Origin of the sequence: Mucilaginibacter auburnensis, assembly GCF_002797815.1 — a bacterium.
Lineage (GTDB): Bacteria > Bacteroidota > Bacteroidia > Sphingobacteriales > Sphingobacteriaceae > Mucilaginibacter > Mucilaginibacter auburnensis.
Genome location: NZ_PGFJ01000001.1, coordinates 1,820,110 through 1,839,093 on the forward strand (window position 1 = coordinate 1,820,110; position 18,984 = coordinate 1,839,093).

Sequence of the window (18,984 nt, forward strand, 5' to 3'; positions counted from 1 at the left end):
ACGCAAGGCGACAATAATCTAAAATTATACATTTGCCATCTGCTACATTTATAATTACACTTATACATGGTTAAGTTCAACCGATTTACATTAAACAATGGCCTACGCGTTATTGTACACGAAGATAATACTACACCCATGGCGGTGGTTAACATTTTATATGATGTTGGCTCGCGCGATGAGGACCCCAACCGCACAGGCTTTGCCCACCTTTTTGAACATTTGATGTTTGGTGGCTCTGTTAATATACCCAGCTATGATGAGCCCTTGCAGCGTGTAGGCGGCGAAAATAATGCCTTCACCAGTAACGATATAACCAACTATTATATAACCCTGCCAGCTGCCAATATTGAAACCGCCTTTTGGCTGGAAAGCGACAGGATGCTGAGCCTGGCATTTAGCGAAAAAAGTTTGGAAGTTCAGCGCAATGTGGTGATAGAGGAGTTTAAACAACGCTACCTTAATCAGCCTTATGGGGATATATGGCTGCGTTTGCGCCCCATGGTTTACAAAGAACATTCTTACCGTTGGGATACCATAGGCAAAAACATTGAGCACATTGCCGAAGCCAGCATGGAGGATGTAAAAAGCTTCTTCAAAAAGCATTACAATCCGCAAAATGCCATAATGGTAGTGGGTGGTAATATTAAAACCGAAGATGTAAAGCAGTTGGTTGAAAAATGGTTCGGGCCGATACCGGCGGGGGAGAAGTACCACCGTAACCTGCCACAGGAGCCCGAGCAACACGACGAGCGCCGTGACAGTATCACCGCTAAAGTACCGCTGAATGATATCTACATTGCTTTGCAAATGCCCGGCCGCAGAGACCCGGCCTTTCATGCGGTTGAGTTGATATCTGATATCCTGTCGCGTGGTAAATCATCGCGTTTGTATAAGGCTTTGGTTAAAGAGAAGCAGCTGTTTAGCGAGGTACACGCTTTTCTTACCGGGAGCTTAGATAAAGGCATGTTTGTGTTAGAGGGCAAGCCGCTTACAGGTGTAACTATTGAAGAAGCCGAGGCTGCGATATGGGAAGAAGTTGAAAAGTTGAAAACTGCTGAAGTGCCGGCTGAGGAATTAGATAAGGTAAAGAATAAAATTGAGTCTACCATGGCGTTCTCAGAAATGTCATTGCTGGATAAGGCCATGAATCTGGCTTATTTTGAACTGTTGAGCAATGCCGACGACCTTAACAGCGAAACGGATAAGTTTTTAGCGGTAACGGCTGAGCAAATTAAAGAGCAGGCTATTAAATTGTTCAGAAAGGATAATTCGTCTACCTTAATATATTACGCTGATACCAATGAATAACGACATATTAAATAGGAGCGTAGCTCCAGACTTTAGGGCAATTGAAAATATCCACCTGATAAAGCCCGGGCATACGGTATTGCCTAATGGCTGTAACCTATTTTGCTTTAACTCCGGCGACCAGGAACTGGTGCGCATTGAGTGGATTTTTGGAAATCTGCGCTTTGATGCTGCTAAGCCGCTGCTAAATATGGCCGTAAATACCATGCTTACCGATGGTACAAGCACGCTCACAGCAGCAGAAATTGCCGATAGGGTAGACTTTTACGGTGCGTTCTTTTCAACGGAGTATGGCTTTGACCATTCGCAGGTTACTTTGCATAGCCTTAACAAGCATTTAAATAAAGTACTGCCAATAGTTAAGGAGGTATTAACAGATTCTATCTTTCCTGAAAAAGAACTGGATACCTACATCCGTAACCAGCAGCAAAAGCTACAGGTTAGCTTGAAAAAGAACGATGTGGTAGCCCGTCGCACTTTTAATAAGGCTGTTTATGGCGATACCTTGTATGGCGTAAACGCGGAGCCTGAAACCTATAGCGAACTGCGCAGAGATGATCTTTTAGGTCATTTCAGGCAAATGTACCAGCCAACCAATTGTACCCTGATTGTTGCGGGTAAAATTGATGAGGTTACTTTAGCGCAACTTACAAGTATGTTTGGCAGCGATTGGCAGGGCAATGCCGAAGCTGCAGTTATAACACAACCGGCAGTTTCGCCGTCGGCAGAAAAATTTTACTTTGTTGAAAAACCGGAAGCTTTGCAATCTGCGATCCGCATTGGCTTACCGTTCATTCAGCGCGACCATCCTGATTTTCCTTACATGCAGGTTTTAAACACTGTTTTAGGTGGTTACTTTGGGTCAAGGCTAATGGCTAACATTCGCGAAGATAAAGGTTATACTTATGGCATTGGGTCGGGCATCAGCTCATTAAAACATGGCGCTGCCTTTTTTATTGCTACCGAGGTGGGTGCTGATGTGTGCCGGGATGCTGTTAAAGAGATTGAAAAAGAGATAAACCTGTTAAAAACAGAACCTGTCCCGCAAGAAGAGATCTCCCTGGTGCAAAATTTTATGTTGGGTTCGCTTTTAGGTAGTCTGGAAAATGTGTTCTCGCATTCTGATAAGTTTAAGAATATTTATTTCTCAGGGGTCGGGTATGAGTATTACGACAGATATGCTGAAGCCGTAAAAACCGTTACCGCTGAGCAGTTACAACAATTAGCCAACCAATACTGGAACTTTGATGAGTTTTATAAAGTGATAGTAGGAAAGTATTGAGCTGATTTCGGATTTTCGATTTCGGATTTTCATTATAGCGTATAATTGCCACAAAAACGTAAATAAAAAGAAAATCCGAAATCCCAATTCGTAAATCCGAAATAATTATTACCTTTGCCCGGCAAATAATATCTCCAAAATCATTGTTTGCTATGCAGTCCTACAACTCCAAATTTGTCGCCGAAGGGTTAACTTACGACGACGTTTTACTACTCCCGGCTTATTCAGAAGTTTTGCCGCGTGATGTTGACACCAGCTCTTTTTTAACTAGAAAGATCAGGCTGAACATTCCTTTGGTATCTGCCGCTATGGATACCGTTACCGAAGCACAAATGGCTATCGCTATAGCGCAGGCAGGCGGTTTAGGTATGCTGCATAAAAATATGAGCATACAGCGCCAGGCCGATGAAGTGCGTAAAGTGAAACGCTCAGAAAGTGGCATGATACAGGACCCTGTTACGCTTAATGAGAACGCGCTGGTATCAGATGCATTCAAGATCATGAAGGAGTACAAAATTGGTGGTATACCTGTTATTGATGATTCGCACAAACTAAAAGGGATTGTTACCAACCGCGATCTGCGTTTCCAGAAGCAAATGGACAGACCGGTGCGTGAGGTGATGACAAGTGAAAACCTGATCACTGCTCCAAAAGGTACTACCCTTACACAAGCCGAAGAGATATTACAGAACTACAAGATTGAAAAACTGCCTGTTGTCGATGATAAGGGCGTACTTATAGGTTTAATTACTTTTAAAGACATACAGAAATTTAAAAATTTCCCTAACGCATGTAAAGACGAGCTGGGCCGCTTACGTGTGGGTGCTGCAGTTGGTGTTACTGCAGATACAATGGAAAGGGTAGATGCCCTGGTGAAAGCCGGTGTGGATGTTATAGCCATTGATACTGCCCACGGTCACTCAAAAGGCGTAATTGATAAATTAAAAGAAGTTAAGGCTGCCTATCCTGATCTACAGGTTATAGCTGGTAACGTAGCAACCGGGCAGGCAGCTAAAGATCTGGCTGATGCCGGGGCAGATGCTGTTAAAGTGGGTATTGGTCCGGGTTCTATTTGTACTACCCGTATTATTGCTGGTGTGGGTGTTCCGCAGTTATATGCTGTTTACGAGTGCGCAGAAGCTTTGAAAGGCACCGGCGTACCTGTTATTGCCGATGGTGGTATTAAACACACGGGCGATATTGCGAAGGCTATTGCAGCGGGTGCCGGCACCATTATGGCAGGCTCATTATTTGCAGGAGTTGAAGAATCACCGGGCGAAAGTATTATTTACGAAGGCCGTCGTTTTAAATCATACCGCGGTATGGGTTCTATAGAAGCCATGGAGCAAGGTTCAAAAGACCGCTATTTCCAGGATGTTGAAGATGATATTAAAAAGCTGGTTCCTGAAGGTATAGTTGGCCGCGTGCCGTACAAGGGGACGTTAGCTGAGGTAGTTTATCAGTTTGTAGGTGGTTTACGCGCCAGCATGGGCTACTGCGGTGCAAAAAATATTGAAGCTTTACAGCAAGCCCGTTTTGTACGTATAACCGCTTCAGGTATTCGCGAATCGCACCCGCACGATATTACTATTACTAAAGAAGCACCGAATTATACAAGATAGTAATTAGAGATTGGTGATTAGAGATTAGTTGGCTCAGCGCTAATAAATCTTAGGCACTGGTCTCTACTTAAACAAATCTACAATCACTAATCAACTAATCTCTAATGCAAAGTATAGCCATTTTCTGCGGTGCCAATTTTAACGGTGATCCTGTATTACAGGATGCGGTTGAACTGCTCGCCCAAACCATTGTGAGTCAAAATATAACCCTGATATATGGTGGCGGCAGGGTAGGTGTTATGGGTATACTGGCTGATGCTGTGTTAAAACGCGGCGGAAAAGTTATAGGTGTTATCCCTCAGTTTTTAATGGATAAGGAAGTTGGCCATACCGGCTTAACCGAATTGCGGATAGTTGAGAATATGCACCAGCGTAAACAGGTAATGAATAATCTGGCTAACGGCATCATCATGCTGCCGGGTGGCTTTGGTACGCTGGAGGAGTTTTTTGAGGTACTTACCTGGTTGCAATTGGGGTTGCATAACAACCCTGTTGGTATATTGAATATAAACGGCTTTTACGACCTATTATTAAAGCAGATGGACCTGATGGTAGAGCAACGCTTTTTAAAGCAGGCTAACCGTGATCTGGTACTTTCTTCGACCGACCCGATCGAACTCATCAGCATGATGAATAGCATCGATATAAAGCCTGATGAAGTTTGGTTTAAAGATAGCAACCTCACTTAGAATTTGAGAAAATCAAAAATAAGTAGTTTATAAACAGCAAAAGCAGCCCAGGAGGCTGCTTTTGCTGTTATATATTGCTAAATTATTGTTGTTTAGCTAATTTGTATTTACCCCAAAAATCCGTTGCGCTGGCTAATTCAGCAAAGTTGATGTTAGCCCCCGGACGATTATTGCCTGCTGGTCTGGCACCGCCGCCACCACCACCGAAACCTCCGCGGCCACCGCCACCGCGGGCACCACCGCCACCGCCGCCAAAGCCGCCACCGCCTGCACCCCCGCGAGCGCCTCCGCCTCCGCCACCGAAGCCGCCAATAGCAACATCATTGCCACCACCACCAGGGCCGCCAAATCCACCCGGACCGCCATTACGGCCACCCATTTGCAGGCCATTCAGTTTTAAATTGTAGGCAACTTCTTTACCATCTGCTGCATTTAAGCCTAATTGTTTAAAAGGTACGGCAACCTCATATGTAAAGCTGCCATCGGCTTCAAAATTCATAGCTGCTTTAATGCCATATTCGTTGTAAACGGAAATAAGCGAATCGCTGATATCTTTAAACCCGTCAACCTTAATTTCCTTGCCTGCCGCCACAAATTTTTGTTGCGCTTCTTTTACCTCAGCGGAGTCGCCCGCTATCAAAGCGCCAAAGCCTCCCATACCGCCTGCACCGCCACGAGCGCCGCCTGCTCCCCCTCCAGGTCCGCCAAAACCTCCCGGTCCGCGTTGGCCACGCTGTTGCCTGGCTATAACCGGATACGTAACCGAGAATGCGTCCTCTTCCTTCTTCTTGTTAGCGGTGTTTAAAGCGAATGTAATGCCACCTGCCTGTATTTTGGCAATGGTTGTAGGATCTGATGATTTAAGCTGTAAATAAACTGCTTTACTGTCATTACTCAAGGAGTAAAAAACCTTAAGGGTTTTGTTATAAGCTTGAAAAGTGTTGTTGAGTTCGGTAAGCTTGCCATCAACTTTGTTAGTTGATGCCCATATGCTGGTTTCCTGAACTTCTTTAAGCTTATCTTGCGCAGAGGCTGTTAAGCTGCCTGTAATTGCAAACAAAAGTAAATATGCTGATTTTTTCATATCATTTAGGTTGGGCCTGGTGAGCCTGTTTTATATAGTGAAGTTACATTTATATACTTTACAGTGTTTGTTTGTAATGAAAATGTAGCATACCGCTTTATAATAGTTTAAAAACTCAGACCATTTTCTGGAAAAAAGGTTTAGAGAGCAGTGTTAAAAAATGTAAATGCCTAAGCATAAAGCTGATGTAAAATACTTTCAAAAATTATTTGCAACACTGATTATAAAGCTTACTTTTGCATTCCCTTTCGGGATGTAGCGTAGCCCGGTATCGCGCCACATTTGGGATGTGGAGGCCGCAGGTTCGAATCCTGCCATCCCGACGATACCACATATCAAATGATATGGAAAGCCTGTAAATCAATGATTTACAGGCTTTTTTGTTTTCCTGCCAACGCAAATTATATCAAATCATCGCAAGTTATCCGTCACCTAACTGAACACCTCTTTTCGTTTCATACTTTTGAGGTATTCAAAAGTGGTTTAAATCACTGTAGTACAATGCATTACAAGGCAACGAACCTACGTTGTTTTGCGCTGATTTGAGCTGATCTTTTGATACCATTAGGTATGATTTAATACCAAATAATTGCAAATGGTTTAATTAGATCAATGTTATGAAAGCGATCAACACATTCAGTGTCCACTTCAATTTGCGGACAGAAAAAGGAAAAGAAGGAAAAGCGCCGGTTTATGCGGCAATTAAAGTCAATGGAGAGAGAGCCATGCTGGCACTCAAGCAAAGCGTTGCAACAAGGTGCTGGGACGTTCGGAAAGGTATGGGCAAGACAACGACCGCTGAAGGCAGGGAGCTCAACATCTACCTCGAAGAGGTAAGACAGGTATTGGGAGAATGTTACCGGGAGTTACAACTCAAACGGCGCGTGATCAGTGCCGATGCTGTTAAGAACACATTTTTGAAAAGTGGAGATGATGAACACACCCTGGAAGAAATTGCTGAGTATCATAATGAAACATCTCAAGGTGTACTTGCTCCAGCGACCATGAAAAATTATTACACTACCCAAAAGTATCTGCGGGAGTTTGTTAGTAACAAACTAAAGAGAAGATCATTTTTTCTATCTGAACTCAATTACAAATTCATCCAGGACTTTGAAGTATTTCTTCGCAACCATGAGCCACTGGACCATCAAAAGCCATTAACAACTAACGGCATCATGAAGCACCTGGAACGATTTAAGAAAATGATCAACCTGGCTTGCCGGATCGAGTGGTTATACCGTGACCCTTTTGAAAAGTACCAGTTGAAATTCGATCGCGTCGAGAAAGACTTTTTGACGTCCGAGGAGCTGGCTGCACTGGAACAAAAACATCTGCTACTACCTCGATTGAGTGTTGTAAGGGACATATTCGTATTTGCTTGTTACACCGGGCTTGCCTTCGTTGATGTGATGGAGCTTACGCCAGGCAACTTAGTCAAAGGTCAGGATGGCGGTCTGTGGATCAAGACCTTTCGCCAGAAAACCACTATTCCAGTCAATGTCCCGGTACTCAACGAGCCAGAGCGATTATTGAACAAGTACAAAGGAAACGTAAGAGCAGCTGCGAACGGAACAATCTTCCCCAGATTATCCAATCAAAAAATGAATAGCTACCTCAAGGAACTAGCTGAACTATGTGGGATTAATAAGGTCCTGACTTTCCACATGGCTAGGCATACATTTGCGACCACTGTGACACTCGTGAACGGTGTGCCAATAGAAACGGTAAGTAAGCTTCTTGGACATACGTCGATGCGTTCTACACAGGTCTATGCCAAAGTTATCGAAAGAAAAGTGAGCGAGGATATGGCAGCTCTGAAAGGGAAGCTTAAAGAACTGTCTGTCGCTTAAGTGTTTGTTGACTGTAATTTAAAGAAATGAATAATCGATGCCATCTTTTCGTTCCTAACTTCGCTTTAAGGTCACAAATTGTGACCCTAAAGCGAAGTTACACTCGCAGTTCTTCCCTTATATATTATCGAACATCAGGTCTTGACGATCTGAGCGAGGGTCTAACAGTGGATGAAGTCGATGAATACTTTTACATGTTATCAATATTGTGATAACCTTAATTGAACATCATGCAAAAAGAAGCAATCATAACAGACGAAATCATTTCAAGTAAGATCTATATCGTCAGAGGCCAAAAAGTAATGTTAGATCAGGATCTCGCAGAATTGTACCAAGTGGAGACCAAGCACCTTAAGCGCCAGGTAAGAAGAAATATTGAGCGATTCCCAGGTGAGGATTTTATGTTCGAACTATCCCCCGAAGAGTATCAGATTTCAAGGAGCCAAATTGGCACCTTGAAACAAGGGCAAAATTTCAAGTATGCTCCTATGGCTTTTACTGAACTAGGCATAAGTATGCTTTCAAGTGTGTTAAATAGTCATGAGGCAATACAGGTAAACATACGAATAATGCGGATTTTTGTGCATGTCAGGCAAATTTTAACTGATACAACGGAGATAAGATTAGAGATTGAAAAAATTAGAAATGAACTATTCAACCATGGCAAAAACATGCAGATAGTCTTTGCTTATTTGGAAGAGCTATCCAGTAAAATAAAATCTCAACAGTTTGGTGTCAACAATAGAAAACGAATCGGTTTTAAACCGGATGAATAATTACTCGAATTAAAGCCATTGCTTTAATTCGCCAACTTTATCATTAAACTGAATAAAGATTTCGAGTGACTTTTTTCATAATAAAATTGCAAAGGGTATTTCCCTCCTCATTTTTTTTATAGGTCATAAGTTCTTGAATCCTTCGTGTGCTCGTTCACAACTCAAGATTTTAATATAAAAATTTGAGGGACTTTACGAAGCTAGAAAAGACGGGAAAACGGTTTGCGATATCTGCGTCTACCCTTTATGCTTCTTTACAATTTTTTCTATTTTATCAAAAACTGATATTTCATATTTATCAAATCGTGCTCTGATTTGCAACTGTTGCTCAGAATTCTCATAATATTCGACAACATTTGATGGGACGCCATAATCACTTGCTATACGTCCATTTTCGCTTAAGGCATTATATTCAAGCTTTGTCAATAAGCGATCGATGCCGGTGATTTGATCTATTTCAACCTGCTGTTGTTTGGATTGATACAGTTTGTACATGATGTTAAACACGCCCAAATATTTTACTACCTGATATTTTAACGTATTGTATACAAATTCAGCAGTTTCTTTAATGGCCTCATCTTTCGTTTTGCCTTTGGTTTTCAGTTTAAAGTTCATCGAACCAATAAAACCTCCATCTAAGTAAAAGTGTACAAAGTGTGTCAAAATTGAATAACGGTTATTCTTATCTTTTCTTTCAATTAGGAAAAGCAATTTCTGGTTTTTAATAACCGGAAATAATACGTCAATTACCACCTGAAATCCATCGCTGTCAATATCCATTTCGTAATTAAGTTTCCTGATCAACATTCTGATAGATAGAAACTGGTTAGCAGTTAGCGAGGCGATGCGGTCATAGATAGCTATTTTATCCGATCTGCTAATCACTTTATACATATTGAACACTTCGTCTGGAATCGCTCTCTCAATTTGTCGCTGTGCAATGCTTGCAATGGTAGCCCTGTGTTCCGGCTTTAGGTAGGCATCGTTGGTATAGTAAATATCAATTTCATCTTTAGGGGACTCAAAATCATAATTTTTATGCTTAATGGCATCAGGAACCGCATTTATAGCGTCCATAAATTTGTTTTGTAATACCAATACCCTGCCGTTATAATGATAAAGGAAGCGCCCCGCTCGTCCAGCAATATTTTTAGCGTCAAATTTTTTAAGGTCTTTGTCGCCTTTTTTATTGTGAAGTACCACCAGGTTTTTAGCAGAAGTGTTGACTCCTTCAGTAATCGTTGTAGTTGAAATTAACACTTTCAGCCGGTCATTATTAAACAGGTTGATGATCTCCTTTTGAATATATTTCGGCACTAAGCCATGGTGTATTCCAATACCATTTAATAAAGCACGGTAAACTACCCAATCATCGCCAAAATATTTTTTGATGTGAGTAACGAAGTCATTGTAGGGCTGATAATTATGGTCAGAAAAAATATTGGAATCAATAAGCGTTTTTGCGTACGATTCTGTAGCGCTTCGACCAGAACAGTAAACAATTGTATTTTCGCCGATTCCCTTAATCGCTTTAACAATATCCACCAAACGGTCAGTTTTATTACTACTCTCGAATTTAAAATTCAAATCCTCATCAGCTATTGCTGTTTTCGCCCCGCGTATATCCGTAAAACTTTTATTGACTATTTCATAGTTATTGAAGTCTAGCAGTTCAATGTTATTATCTCTCAAAAAGTTATCAAAAGACGCGTTGTAATTTTTTTCAGACGCATCTGAAAAGTCGATATAAGGGCCAGCTAAAAGCACATTAACATTCGGTTTCAAAGTGTAAAATACCGCTAATCTGTATGCTACGTCTCGCTCATTTTCTCTAACCTCATCATCAATAAGATAGTCGTTATCGATTTTATAAACTTCGTCTATAAAGGCAAAATCGAAGTCAATTAAATGTTCATTTTTATCAATAAAGGATAGGAATCGTTCAGGTGTAAAAATGAAAAGATTACTTTCTCCGAATGATTCAACCTCGCTTAAGGTGTGAATCGTATAGTTATTCTTAAAATATTCAAAATTAGGATCGTCGATTATTTTTTCTAAATTTTCAGATAGTAGGGCGATCGTTGGAAAAATCAACACTACATTTTTATAGGCTAATTTTTTTATGATCTCAAATACGATATGGGTTTTGCCGAACGAGGTACTTGCAGATAAAAAGTACCGATTTAATTTAGATGGCTGAAACAGATCCAATATGATTTTTTGGTAACGATGAACTTTGCTGCTATCACTGGTGTGCAATGTTGCCTCTGAAATTAAGGAAGATATGGTACTTAAGTCATGCTCTTCCAATTCTAATTCCTTCCCAAATTTGGATAACACGTCGTAGAAATGCGGCACGCCGATAATATTTGCTACGTACCTCAAAAACCGGAGATCTGCTTGTGTGATTTGCTCACCTTTAATCCGGTCAAAATACGTGCATGCTGACTTTATTAATTGATAATCCTGTATTTTTTGCCTGCGATATTTATTAATATCAACTATAAGATCAGCGGCTTCTTTGATTCTATCCATTGTATTACATTTTCTTTGATTTCTTTGATCTTATTTAAAGGCAGGAGTATGAAAAACACTTTGTGGGGAACCGACAGTGTAAAGGTTTTAGACGGATGTTTCAAGGTAATGTAATCCGGGATTTTTTTGATATTGGCATCGTAGTCACCTTCATCATGCTGATATAAAATTAAGATAGGATAGATTAAGGTCATGTTATACTTCTTGATTTCAGCAGGTATGCTAATGGTTGGGTTAGCTTCCCAGCTATCCAGAATTGTCTCTATAACCGAACCTGTAACGTTCAAATTATTTCTATGATTACTTAATGCTAAAACATTTGTTTCCAAATAAGTATCAGATAATGCTTTCTCGATATTATTCATAACGCTATCAATTCCTTGAGTATGATTCGCATGGAATTTCACTTCACCGAACCACAACTCTATACTGCCGTTATTATCCACCAGTTGGTAGGAGTCATAACCTTTCGTTTCAGCTTTTTCTAAGGGATTATAGAAATATCCTCTTGCAATGAGGGGTCTGGCGTGATAAAGTGTAATGAGAATGCTATATAATAATACCTCACCGAAGAACCCATATTTGACTTTAGTAGTTGCATCCGCAGTAGGGTTATACTTGAGCTTGGTTTTTAAAGCACCCGCATGTAAGGCATCTAAATTTTTACCAACGATATCAAATTCGTTGTAGGCATAATCCACAATCGAGTTATAAATTATTTCAGCGATGTTATTTATGTCTTTAGCGCTGTAGCATTGATCATTATGGGTAGAATAGATTGTTTTTAAAGTCCCAACCTTTGCGTTAGGTAAATCGTACTCGTAAATGATTGTCTTTTTTATTAAATCTATTAATGTTTGTCTCATACGAAGATTTAGGATTCATAATTTGTAAATATAATATTATATAAGTCATAACTTTATATTACAAAATGCATAGAGTGCGGAGATAAAACTCAGGTCAGGCCGACAAATAGTATTGTTGGGATAGGTGCTAATCCCGCCAAAATACCAAGGTAGTGTTTGTTGCAACGGCACTATAATTGTAAGCGTCGTTATGAGAAGATCTTTTCTTTTAATACATCTCGTCCCACCCTCAATACCTTATATGTAATCAAATACACACTATTTGAACGGTTTCAAAGGATCAACCATTGGATCTATGAGGGGCTACTTGCTACAATTGATAAACTAATGAATAAAGGTATTGGCTACGTGACACGTCGCATAGTGTATGAGCGCATTTTATCCTATAGCCCCCATCGAAAACGGGTTATTTTTTGAAATGAATGTGCTATTTAGGTGCTTTGAAGTTTCGAAAAGTTGTTGCATGAAAGACTGTTCTTGGTAACCAAATCGACCTTCATGTTGTGTAATGATAAACTTATTATATGATAGAATATTTACAATTGTAGGCCTTACTTTGGAATTAAGGAATAAATTTCGCCTAACCTTTCTAAAGTTTAGGGAGCTTTTTATATGCTTTCAAAATCCTAAGTGTATCAATACCGTTGATGATACAGTATTTCCTTGGCCGATTGATCTGGTTTGCGAAAGCATCCATCGTTTTAATTACTGCTGACGAGATATGATGACAATGTTGTAAAATAAAAATGTCTGCCGGTTCATCAAACAGTCTGGCAATTTGATCCCCGTTCTTTCCTAGGTCATTCATCTGCATTTTATGAAATTTTGAAGGACCTTTCAAAACGAATGCGGCCCGTAACCGTTCCCCGTCGATGTGCAAATGTGTGGTAAAAAGGTCCGACTGCTCGCCACCCCAGTCTTTGTCGACGTCGCTTTCAGAAATAATTTCAGCCAAATATTTTTTAACGTCTCTTTCTGGAATAACTCGGTTTATTTCCAAATCCAAAGACTTGTTTTTATAGCTGATTTTCTTCATATCCCTGAACTCATCTATCTCGTGGGCATTTATCTCTGAACGTGTTTCATACAATACCATTGCATCGTTATGCAATACCCGATCACCGATTAGGATAGCGCGGACGGTAATAATTTTGCCGTTTACTTCTTGGACGTAACCGAACAAGAATTTTCGTTTCATTTTGGACAACTGGTCGACCGCTGACGTCGTGTACATATGCTCAGCGTTCAGTTGAGCCTCTATTGTGTAGCCGATCTCTGGTAGTTTGATGACGCATTTGAAATAACTTGGCTTCTTCCCTTGATAGTTAAATTGTTCCCAGGCGTCAGGTGCTCCGTTAAAAGTGATTGTAGTTTCTATCCAGAAAAAAGTGTTCGGACTCATTTTTTGATAGCCAACCATCAATGTTTCCAACGGCTTTACGTCATTTGCCCGAATGTAATCAACGACGCTTTTATTGAACGCCTGATTGATATCGTGTCGAGCTATCAATTCCGGCAGTGACGAGGCTTTGATTAGGTCTTTTCTTAGCGTAGTTGCGATGCTCCCTTTCACTACCTGTGTTATAAGGCCGTGATGGGAGTAATAAGTCAAAAAGGAAAATTGTTGGTTCAATTAACTAATGTTTATTGGCGTTGTAAATATAGTAATAGATGAGTGCTAGTATTCTACCGTAAGACTATATATCCAAGGTCCTGATCAATCCGTTTGTGTGCGTTGCTCAACATAGTCGGGGATCTATGCTCAGAAAACCCTCTACGATCAAACTCATGTTTTACGTTGTTTAATCCACTAAGGGACAAGAGATTCGCTGTAGCTTGAAGATGGATTTTACCTTGGGACGTTCGGGCATTCCAGCCAAATTTGGGGTCAAAAATCAAGTGGTTGACCAATTTTAATCTGTGCTTAGTGAAAGACAATTTATCTTCGGGAGAACAGTGGCGTATGCCATAATCCGGCAAGTCGTCCAATCTATCGGTTAAGTACCATTGAAATTCGTCATACACTTGGTAATCAAGTGGGCTTTCGAAGGGCTGGAACATTTCGTAAATCGTAGTATGAAATACTTGGTTCTCCTCATAAAGCTTTATTGAAAGATCCACATCGGTCAATATTCTAGCACCTTTACATGGCTTTTCCAAAGCAACTGCTGTTGTTACAGCTTGGCCCAATATCAGTCGTCCAAGTGAATGATTTCTTTCGGTCTCTATAATCTGTCCCTGTGCCATGCCCCCACGGCTTAACAATCCAATTTTAATCGCTTCAATCATATACGTGTGAGCGAACTTAATGACATATTCGATCTGAGGAGACCATGCGAAAAAGCAATCAGAAAGTTGCGCAATCTTGACATCCGGAAATTGGAGTTGCAAGCGCTGCAATAAACTTCTAAATTCAACTAATAGCGTTGCTGCTAGAAATTGGTGATTATGATCGTGTGGACTGCCATGAAGCCATGCATCCATATCTTCAACACTTAACGGGATCTGGTTATTCGTTAGCGCACCAAACCCAAGAATGTCTATAAACAATACGGCACCGTTATAGGTGCGAAGCTGATGTCCCATATTTATGCAATAGAAAGTAGTAGATATCCTTTATTAAAGCCGTCTGTACAAGTCCTTCATCATGGTGATCATGGCATCCAACCGGTTTACCCAAACGGCAAATTCATCTGGATTAATAGTGTCGATCTTATCCCGGTCATGTACATGAGTAAGCAAGTTTTTAAATTGCGACAATTGTTTGAACTCACTCCACACTTGCTTGTTGATGTAGTTGCGCTTTTCAAATTCGTCAATAATTCTGGTCAATGGTATTCTGTCATAATTATCAATAACAACAAATTCAGCAATCGTTCTAGTAACTCTTTCTAAGGCGACAAAATTTAAAATAAATTCTTCTTCATATCCGCTCTTCGGCGAATAGTAATCAATCGGACCTTTTAATAACGATTCGAAATGCTGTTTCAAATGTTGGTCAAAAAAACGCTCCGCATCCAGAAAAAACAGAGTATGGCCTGTAGCCCGGTAAACTGTTTGGATATAATGGCTATGAGGCTCTTTGTTTGTTTTTAGCCAATCACCCTTAGTAGTGTCGTAAGTCAGAAAAATAGCGTCTGTCTGATTTTCCTTCATTACCCGGATTATTTCATGAAAAATGAAATAATCCCCATATGGGTGTTCTGGTTTTTCGATGAGATCAGCCATCCCTGGAAACGCTTTTTGCGGTTTGCCGATTTCCATTTTGATCTTTCCCAGATCTATTCCTTTTTTCAAGCCGTCGTACTCAAGCTGCAAGAATTTAAGATCATCCTCAGAAAGGTTATCAATCAGGTTCATGTCAGTCACAATCGATAATAGATCGTCGTCATATTTTGTGGCTTGGTTCTTTTGTTTAATCGTTGTTATTTCTTTATTAAGCTGCTCAAAAGATTTGTTGGCGTCATTGTAAATTTTTGTCAATTTGCCATCAAGTGACTGGAAATCATCCAGCAAGATTTTATTACGATCTTTGTAAGCTTGTATCTTATTGATGACATCCGTTTTTAAGTCATCACCGAATTTATCTAAGGTCTCATTAAAAAAGCGGTCGATTACATCTTCACGGTTCTTGACAAATTCCTTCTGGACCTGGCTGGTGATATAAAACCGTTTATCATTTTGAGAAAAGAAGCCTAGCAAGACCTCTCGAGATTTGAAGGATACGCTGTAATAGCGGAGTAATATATTTGTATCTAAAAATATAGGGATGTCGGTTTTTAGCGCAATAGCGTTATCGACTGCAGTTCTATATTTGGACAGGCTGTCGATGTAAGAATCAATGGTTAGGTATCTTACATGCTGTCCAAAACTAATTTCTTTGATCGCTGTAGGTTCGCTTTTCATTGAGAGTTGTGGGTTTGGCTGGCTACAATGATAATCATTTTCATAAATACTATTCTTACCACATATCCGAACCCAAGGTAGTTCCCGCCTTTAACGCAATTCAATCAAGATGAAATTCATTTTTAATTATTGGCTATGAAGCTATGATCACTTTGTGCAATTTGGGCCGCGAATAAGGATAACTAAATATTTCCAACAAATTAATAATAAATCCATTCATACACTATCCCATTGCACCGCTTAAACAACCGGGAGCAGCAAGCAGGAAAGCTGTCAAGGGCGCTGCCGCCAATAGAAGTAATTACTGCAGCGTTTATACACCCTTTACAGTTTTCCTGCGATGCTAATTTTGTGATGGCGATGCAGTGGTCAATTGCCATGCAGAGGGAAGGCAATTATATGGTGAGAGATAACGAGTCATAGTATTGCCTGTGCGGCAGGAAGGCTGTCGGTGTAATCGAACCCGGAGCGATAGCGTGTGGTGAAATGGAACAGTCTGCCTTCCTGCATGGGCTAATCCTTGAGTTGCTCTATTACCTGGTTATACATTCCTTCAGCAGTTACGAACAGCTTGCATACTTTGTCCGATAACGCTTTTACTACATCATTTTCAGCGTAAAAGTCGTCTTTATACCTTGCTGCCGAATAGGCCGTTTGCAACAACTCAAACAGCTGCACATCTTCAACAACACTAAAGTCAAACACATTTTTCAAGTCATCTGTAAAGATCAACGTTATCCTTAGCTGCCTGGCCAGATTATGAATGGAGAGCCGGTAACCTAAGTTTACCCTTAAGATAGCGCTTAAAGTACTTTCTACAGCCTGATGCATCAAAAACACAGCTAAATTATAGTTACCATCATCAAAACAACTTAAAGAAGTATCCAGAAAGTCCTTTCCCTGTTTACCCCAACGGTTCCATGTAGCTTCAACCTGACTCCTGATAGACTTCTCATCAGGATTTTGTAGTTGGGGTAATTCCAATTTAGATGACTGGTAAGCTATCTTATGTTTTCGTAAAGCATTGATAAAAAAGCGGCTTCCATCTTCGAGTGCTCTTAAAAAAGCATCTGACTTATGAACAATCGCGCAAACATTGATCAGATGACTGCATATCTTTTCTATCTTATCTAAGATTTGATGCTCTGGTATCTTGTCTTTCTCCTCTGTGATAATTAGCAGATAGAACGTGTCAGGATCAGGATGTGTCCCGAGGTGAATGATCATTAACACAGAACCGATTTCCCTAAGTATGATTTCTACCAATTGATTTAAGCCAAGCTGTTCGGCGGATGTAATAGCTTCGTTAAACCTGCAATTGAAATTCAGTAATGGCAACCTTACAGGATAACGTTTCACTTGCGTCGTTACCGTCTCATCGCGCTCTTCCGTGCACTTTTTCAATGTTAGTTCAATTTCGCGCTGCCTGATAATCCATGCCGCTTCATAAAGCTTTTGCATGTTCTCATAGAAATAGATCACATCACTGGTATCTAAGAACTCATCTGCCGAATAATTGGACAGGCCTGTTTCCAGCCACTCGTAAAGGAGATCAAGGTAATGACCAACAGTATAGACCTTAAAGAAATTGCTGATAGCCAAATAGGGATTGATACGTTCGACAGATGATAGGTATATAGGGTAATGCAACCATTCCTGCTCTTCCTGGTTTAACTGTACATCAAAGTTGATATGAATGGCATCAGCAAGCTTCAATGTTCTTTTGGTACGGCTGATTAAATAAACTGCCTCCACCAGCTTAGCATTTAATTGGTGGGTGAAAAGCAGCCCGGCGGGACTTTTTTTATGCTCATCCATGTAAAAGCCTTCTTCGATTACATACTTCCGCCACTCCAGTAAGCTTTCTAAATGTCCGGGTAGCCAGTCAGCGGAAAAGAAATCAATGATCACTTTCAAAGGCTCATTTACCTCATCCTGGTTGAGATACTTAGGATAAAAGTTCTGTACATCATATTGCTTTAGATCCATGGCTGATACTATTGCGACCGACCTGCATTGACCGGCAACACAAAAGAATAGCAACATACCTACGTGCCCAACCACAGCGATTTGTAATTTACAATAATGCGGTTGTTTCGTACATTTACAATAATTGATACATTTACGCCATGGCAGAGACTTTACACATTGGAAGAAAGATCAGTAAGATCCGCGAATTACGCGGTATAAAGCAAGAAACGCTTGCCTTAGAACTTGGTATCAGTCAACAAGCAATCTCTAAAATCGAACAAAGTTCTGATGTTGAAGAAGATGCCTTAGGTAAAATTGCAAAAGTATTAGGTGTCACGCCCGAGGCGATCAAGAACTTCAGTGAAGAAGCCGTAGTTAACTACTTTAATACATTTAACGATAACAGTACGAATAACGGTGCTGTTTATGCTTTCAATAGCACATTCAATCCGATTGATAGGTTGGTAGAAGTCTACGAAGAAAATAAAAAGCTATATGAGCTGCTCTTAGCGAGTGAGCGAGAGAAAATCGAGCTTCTAAAAAATTCGAAATAATATTAAGCTCCGCAAGGGGCTTTTTTATTTGCGATCAGCCCTGCATAGTTCATGTATTAGAAATGCATAATTCTGCATTTCTAACTTTCTGCACTTACAGAAATGTTCATTTCTACAAATACAGAAATCTAGTTTTCTATATCTCTACATTTACAGGCTACTTATGGAATCAGTTAAATTATTTGTTGGCGGCTTTCCGCTGGAAATTGACGAACTGGAGCTGGCCAAATTGTTTGGCCCTCATGGTGACATCAGCACCATTAAGATCGTTCGTGATAAGAAAACGCGCATTTGTAAGGGTTATGCCTTTATCGAAATGAGTGACCGGACAGGAGCTGAGGCGGCTGCCGAAGCACTGGATGGCGCTGATATGAACGGAAAACAACTTACGGTAAAGATCAATGAAGAAACTGCTGTAAAACCAGCGTATGCGCCTAAAACTCTTTCTCCGCAAAGACATCCTGTTTATCGAAAAGTATCCAGGCCAGCCACAGAGGAAAGAAAGAAAAGGCCGAGAAGGTCTTTATGATCACAA

At 40.4% G+C, this 18,984-nt stretch carries 16 protein-coding genes and 1 tRNA gene; 10 read left to right on the top strand and 7 right to left on the bottom strand.

Features of this window, described 5'->3' with window-relative positions; all coding sequences use genetic code 11:
* Positions 1-66 precede the first annotated feature (66 nt).
* The 4 genes from CLV57_RS08155 (at position 67) to CLV57_RS08170 (ending at position 4,904) form a co-directional block, all read left to right on the top strand.
* The gene (locus CLV57_RS08155) at positions 67-1,311 is read left to right on the top strand and encodes a M16 family metallopeptidase (RefSeq protein WP_100340815.1); all 1,245 of its coding nucleotides are present in this window, start codon (positions 67-69) and stop codon (positions 1,309-1,311) included.
* Positions 1,304-2,593, top strand: a complete 1,290-nt coding sequence (locus CLV57_RS08160; RefSeq protein WP_245856902.1) for a M16 family metallopeptidase — start codon at positions 1,304-1,306, stop codon at positions 2,591-2,593. Before CLV57_RS08155 ends, CLV57_RS08160 begins: the two co-directional genes overlap by 8 nt.
* Before the next feature lie 152 nt (positions 2,594-2,745).
* Positions 2,746-4,215, top strand: coding sequence for an IMP dehydrogenase (guaB, locus tag CLV57_RS08165; protein WP_100340816.1), 1,470 nt, complete (start codon positions 2,746-2,748; stop codon positions 4,213-4,215).
* A gap of 104 nt (positions 4,216-4,319) precedes the next feature.
* Entirely contained in the window at positions 4,320-4,904 is a 585-nt protein-coding gene (locus CLV57_RS08170) for an LOG family protein (protein WP_100340817.1), read from the top strand.
* Positions 4,905-4,986: 82 nt separating this feature from the next.
* On the opposite strand, the gene CLV57_RS18540 is transcribed toward CLV57_RS08170, so the two are convergent.
* Positions 4,987-5,988 (bottom strand): hypothetical protein, encoded by a 1,002-nt coding sequence (locus CLV57_RS18540; protein ID WP_211290036.1) that lies wholly within the window; start codon positions 5,986-5,988, stop codon positions 4,987-4,989.
* Positions 5,989-6,237: 249 nt separating this feature from the next.
* On the opposite strand from CLV57_RS18540, the gene CLV57_RS08185 reads away from it, so the two are divergent.
* The 3 genes from CLV57_RS08185 (at position 6,238) to CLV57_RS08195 (ending at position 8,617) form a co-directional block, all read left to right on the top strand.
* A tRNA-Pro gene (locus CLV57_RS08185) sits at positions 6,238-6,311 on the top strand.
* A 294-nt stretch (positions 6,312-6,605) separates the two neighbouring features.
* The gene (locus CLV57_RS08190; protein ID WP_100340819.1) at positions 6,606-7,841 is read left to right on the top strand and encodes a site-specific integrase; all 1,236 of its coding nucleotides are present in this window, start codon (positions 6,606-6,608) and stop codon (positions 7,839-7,841) included.
* Positions 7,842-8,071: 230 nt separating this feature from the next.
* Entirely contained in the window at positions 8,072-8,617 is a 546-nt protein-coding gene (locus tag CLV57_RS08195; RefSeq protein WP_100340820.1) for an ORF6N domain-containing protein, read from the top strand.
* Between the two features lie 237 nt (positions 8,618-8,854).
* Here CLV57_RS08195 and CLV57_RS08200 read toward each other — a convergent pair whose 3' ends face one another.
* The 5 genes from CLV57_RS08200 to CLV57_RS08220 all read right to left on the bottom strand — a co-directional run bounded on the left by CLV57_RS08200 (position 8,855) and on the right by CLV57_RS08220 (position 15,924).
* Positions 8,855-11,152 carry a helicase-related protein gene (locus tag CLV57_RS08200; RefSeq protein ID WP_100340821.1) on the bottom strand — a complete coding sequence of 766 codons (2,298 nt, stop codon included), beginning with the start codon at positions 11,150-11,152 and terminating at the stop codon, positions 8,855-8,857.
* The gene (locus CLV57_RS08205) at positions 11,119-12,018 is read right to left on the bottom strand and encodes a HamA C-terminal domain-containing protein (protein ID WP_100340822.1); all 900 of its coding nucleotides are present in this window, start codon (positions 12,016-12,018) and stop codon (positions 11,119-11,121) included. The genes CLV57_RS08200 and CLV57_RS08205 overlap by 34 nt, the downstream gene beginning before the upstream one ends.
* Positions 12,019-12,607: 589 nt before the next feature.
* Positions 12,608-13,651, bottom strand: coding sequence for a hypothetical protein (locus CLV57_RS08210; protein ID WP_100340823.1), 1,044 nt, complete (start codon positions 13,649-13,651; stop codon positions 12,608-12,610).
* Positions 13,652-13,704: 53 nt separating this feature from the next.
* Entirely contained in the window at positions 13,705-14,604 is a 900-nt protein-coding gene (locus tag CLV57_RS08215) for a hypothetical protein (RefSeq protein WP_100340824.1), read from the bottom strand.
* Between the two features lie 33 nt (positions 14,605-14,637).
* Complete coding sequence (locus tag CLV57_RS08220; protein ID WP_100340825.1) at positions 14,638-15,924, bottom strand: PIN-like domain-containing protein; 1,287 nt, start codon at positions 15,922-15,924, stop codon at positions 14,638-14,640.
* A gap of 231 nt (positions 15,925-16,155) precedes the next feature.
* Between CLV57_RS08220 and CLV57_RS08225 the strand changes: the two genes are divergently transcribed.
* Positions 16,156-16,347 carry a hypothetical protein gene (locus CLV57_RS08225; protein ID WP_100340826.1) on the top strand — a complete coding sequence of 64 codons (192 nt, stop codon included), beginning with the start codon at positions 16,156-16,158 and terminating at the stop codon, positions 16,345-16,347.
* A 90-nt stretch (positions 16,348-16,437) separates the two neighbouring features.
* Here the strand turns inward: CLV57_RS08225 and CLV57_RS08230 are convergent, their stop codons facing one another.
* Positions 16,438-17,913, bottom strand: a complete 1,476-nt coding sequence (locus CLV57_RS08230; RefSeq protein WP_157799105.1) for a HEPN domain-containing protein — start codon at positions 17,911-17,913, stop codon at positions 16,438-16,440.
* 140 nt (positions 17,914-18,053) lie between these two features.
* Here CLV57_RS08230 and CLV57_RS08235 point away from each other — a divergent pair, with 140 nt between their 5' ends.
* Together CLV57_RS08235 and CLV57_RS08240 are read left to right on the top strand one after the other, a co-directional pair.
* The gene (locus tag CLV57_RS08235) at positions 18,054-18,449 is read left to right on the top strand and encodes a helix-turn-helix domain-containing protein (RefSeq protein WP_100340828.1); all 396 of its coding nucleotides are present in this window, start codon (positions 18,054-18,056) and stop codon (positions 18,447-18,449) included.
* Positions 18,450-18,612: 163 nt separating this feature from the next.
* Positions 18,613-18,978, top strand: coding sequence for an RNA recognition motif domain-containing protein (locus CLV57_RS08240; RefSeq protein WP_100340829.1), 366 nt, complete (start codon positions 18,613-18,615; stop codon positions 18,976-18,978).
* Positions 18,979-18,984 lie beyond the last annotated feature (6 nt).

Excerpts from the sequence above, each read along its gene's own strand:
- CLV57_RS08155 (WP_100340815.1), top strand. The coding sequence starts at position 67 with ATGGTTAAGTTCAACCGATTTACATTAAACAATGGCCTACGCGTTATT.
- CLV57_RS08160 (WP_245856902.1), top strand. The coding sequence starts at position 1,304 with ATGAATAACGACATATTAAATAGGAGCGTAGCTCCAGACTTTAGGGCA.
- guaB (WP_100340816.1), top strand. The coding sequence starts at position 2,746 with ATGCAGTCCTACAACTCCAAATTTGTCGCCGAAGGGTTAACTTACGAC.
- CLV57_RS08170 (WP_100340817.1), top strand. The coding sequence starts at position 4,320 with ATGCAAAGTATAGCCATTTTCTGCGGTGCCAATTTTAACGGTGATCCT.
- CLV57_RS18540 (WP_211290036.1), bottom strand. The coding sequence starts at position 5,988 with ATGAAAAAATCAGCATATTTACTTTTGTTTGCAATTACAGGCAGCTTA.
- CLV57_RS08190 (WP_100340819.1), top strand. The coding sequence starts at position 6,606 with ATGAAAGCGATCAACACATTCAGTGTCCACTTCAATTTGCGGACAGAA.
- CLV57_RS08195 (WP_100340820.1), top strand. The coding sequence starts at position 8,072 with ATGCAAAAAGAAGCAATCATAACAGACGAAATCATTTCAAGTAAGATC.
- CLV57_RS08200 (WP_100340821.1), bottom strand. The coding sequence starts at position 11,152 with ATGGATAGAATCAAAGAAGCCGCTGATCTTATAGTTGATATTAATAAA.
- CLV57_RS08205 (WP_100340822.1), bottom strand. The coding sequence starts at position 12,018 with ATGAGACAAACATTAATAGATTTAATAAAAAAGACAATCATTTACGAG.
- CLV57_RS08215 (WP_100340824.1), bottom strand. The coding sequence starts at position 14,604 with ATGGGACATCAGCTTCGCACCTATAACGGTGCCGTATTGTTTATAGAC.
- CLV57_RS08220 (WP_100340825.1), bottom strand. The coding sequence starts at position 15,924 with ATGAAAAGCGAACCTACAGCGATCAAAGAAATTAGTTTTGGACAGCAT.
- CLV57_RS08230 (WP_157799105.1), bottom strand. The coding sequence starts at position 17,913 with ATGGATCTAAAGCAATATGATGTACAGAACTTTTATCCTAAGTATCTC.
- CLV57_RS08235 (WP_100340828.1), top strand. The coding sequence starts at position 18,054 with ATGGCAGAGACTTTACACATTGGAAGAAAGATCAGTAAGATCCGCGAA.
- CLV57_RS08240 (WP_100340829.1), top strand. The coding sequence starts at position 18,613 with ATGGAATCAGTTAAATTATTTGTTGGCGGCTTTCCGCTGGAAATTGAC.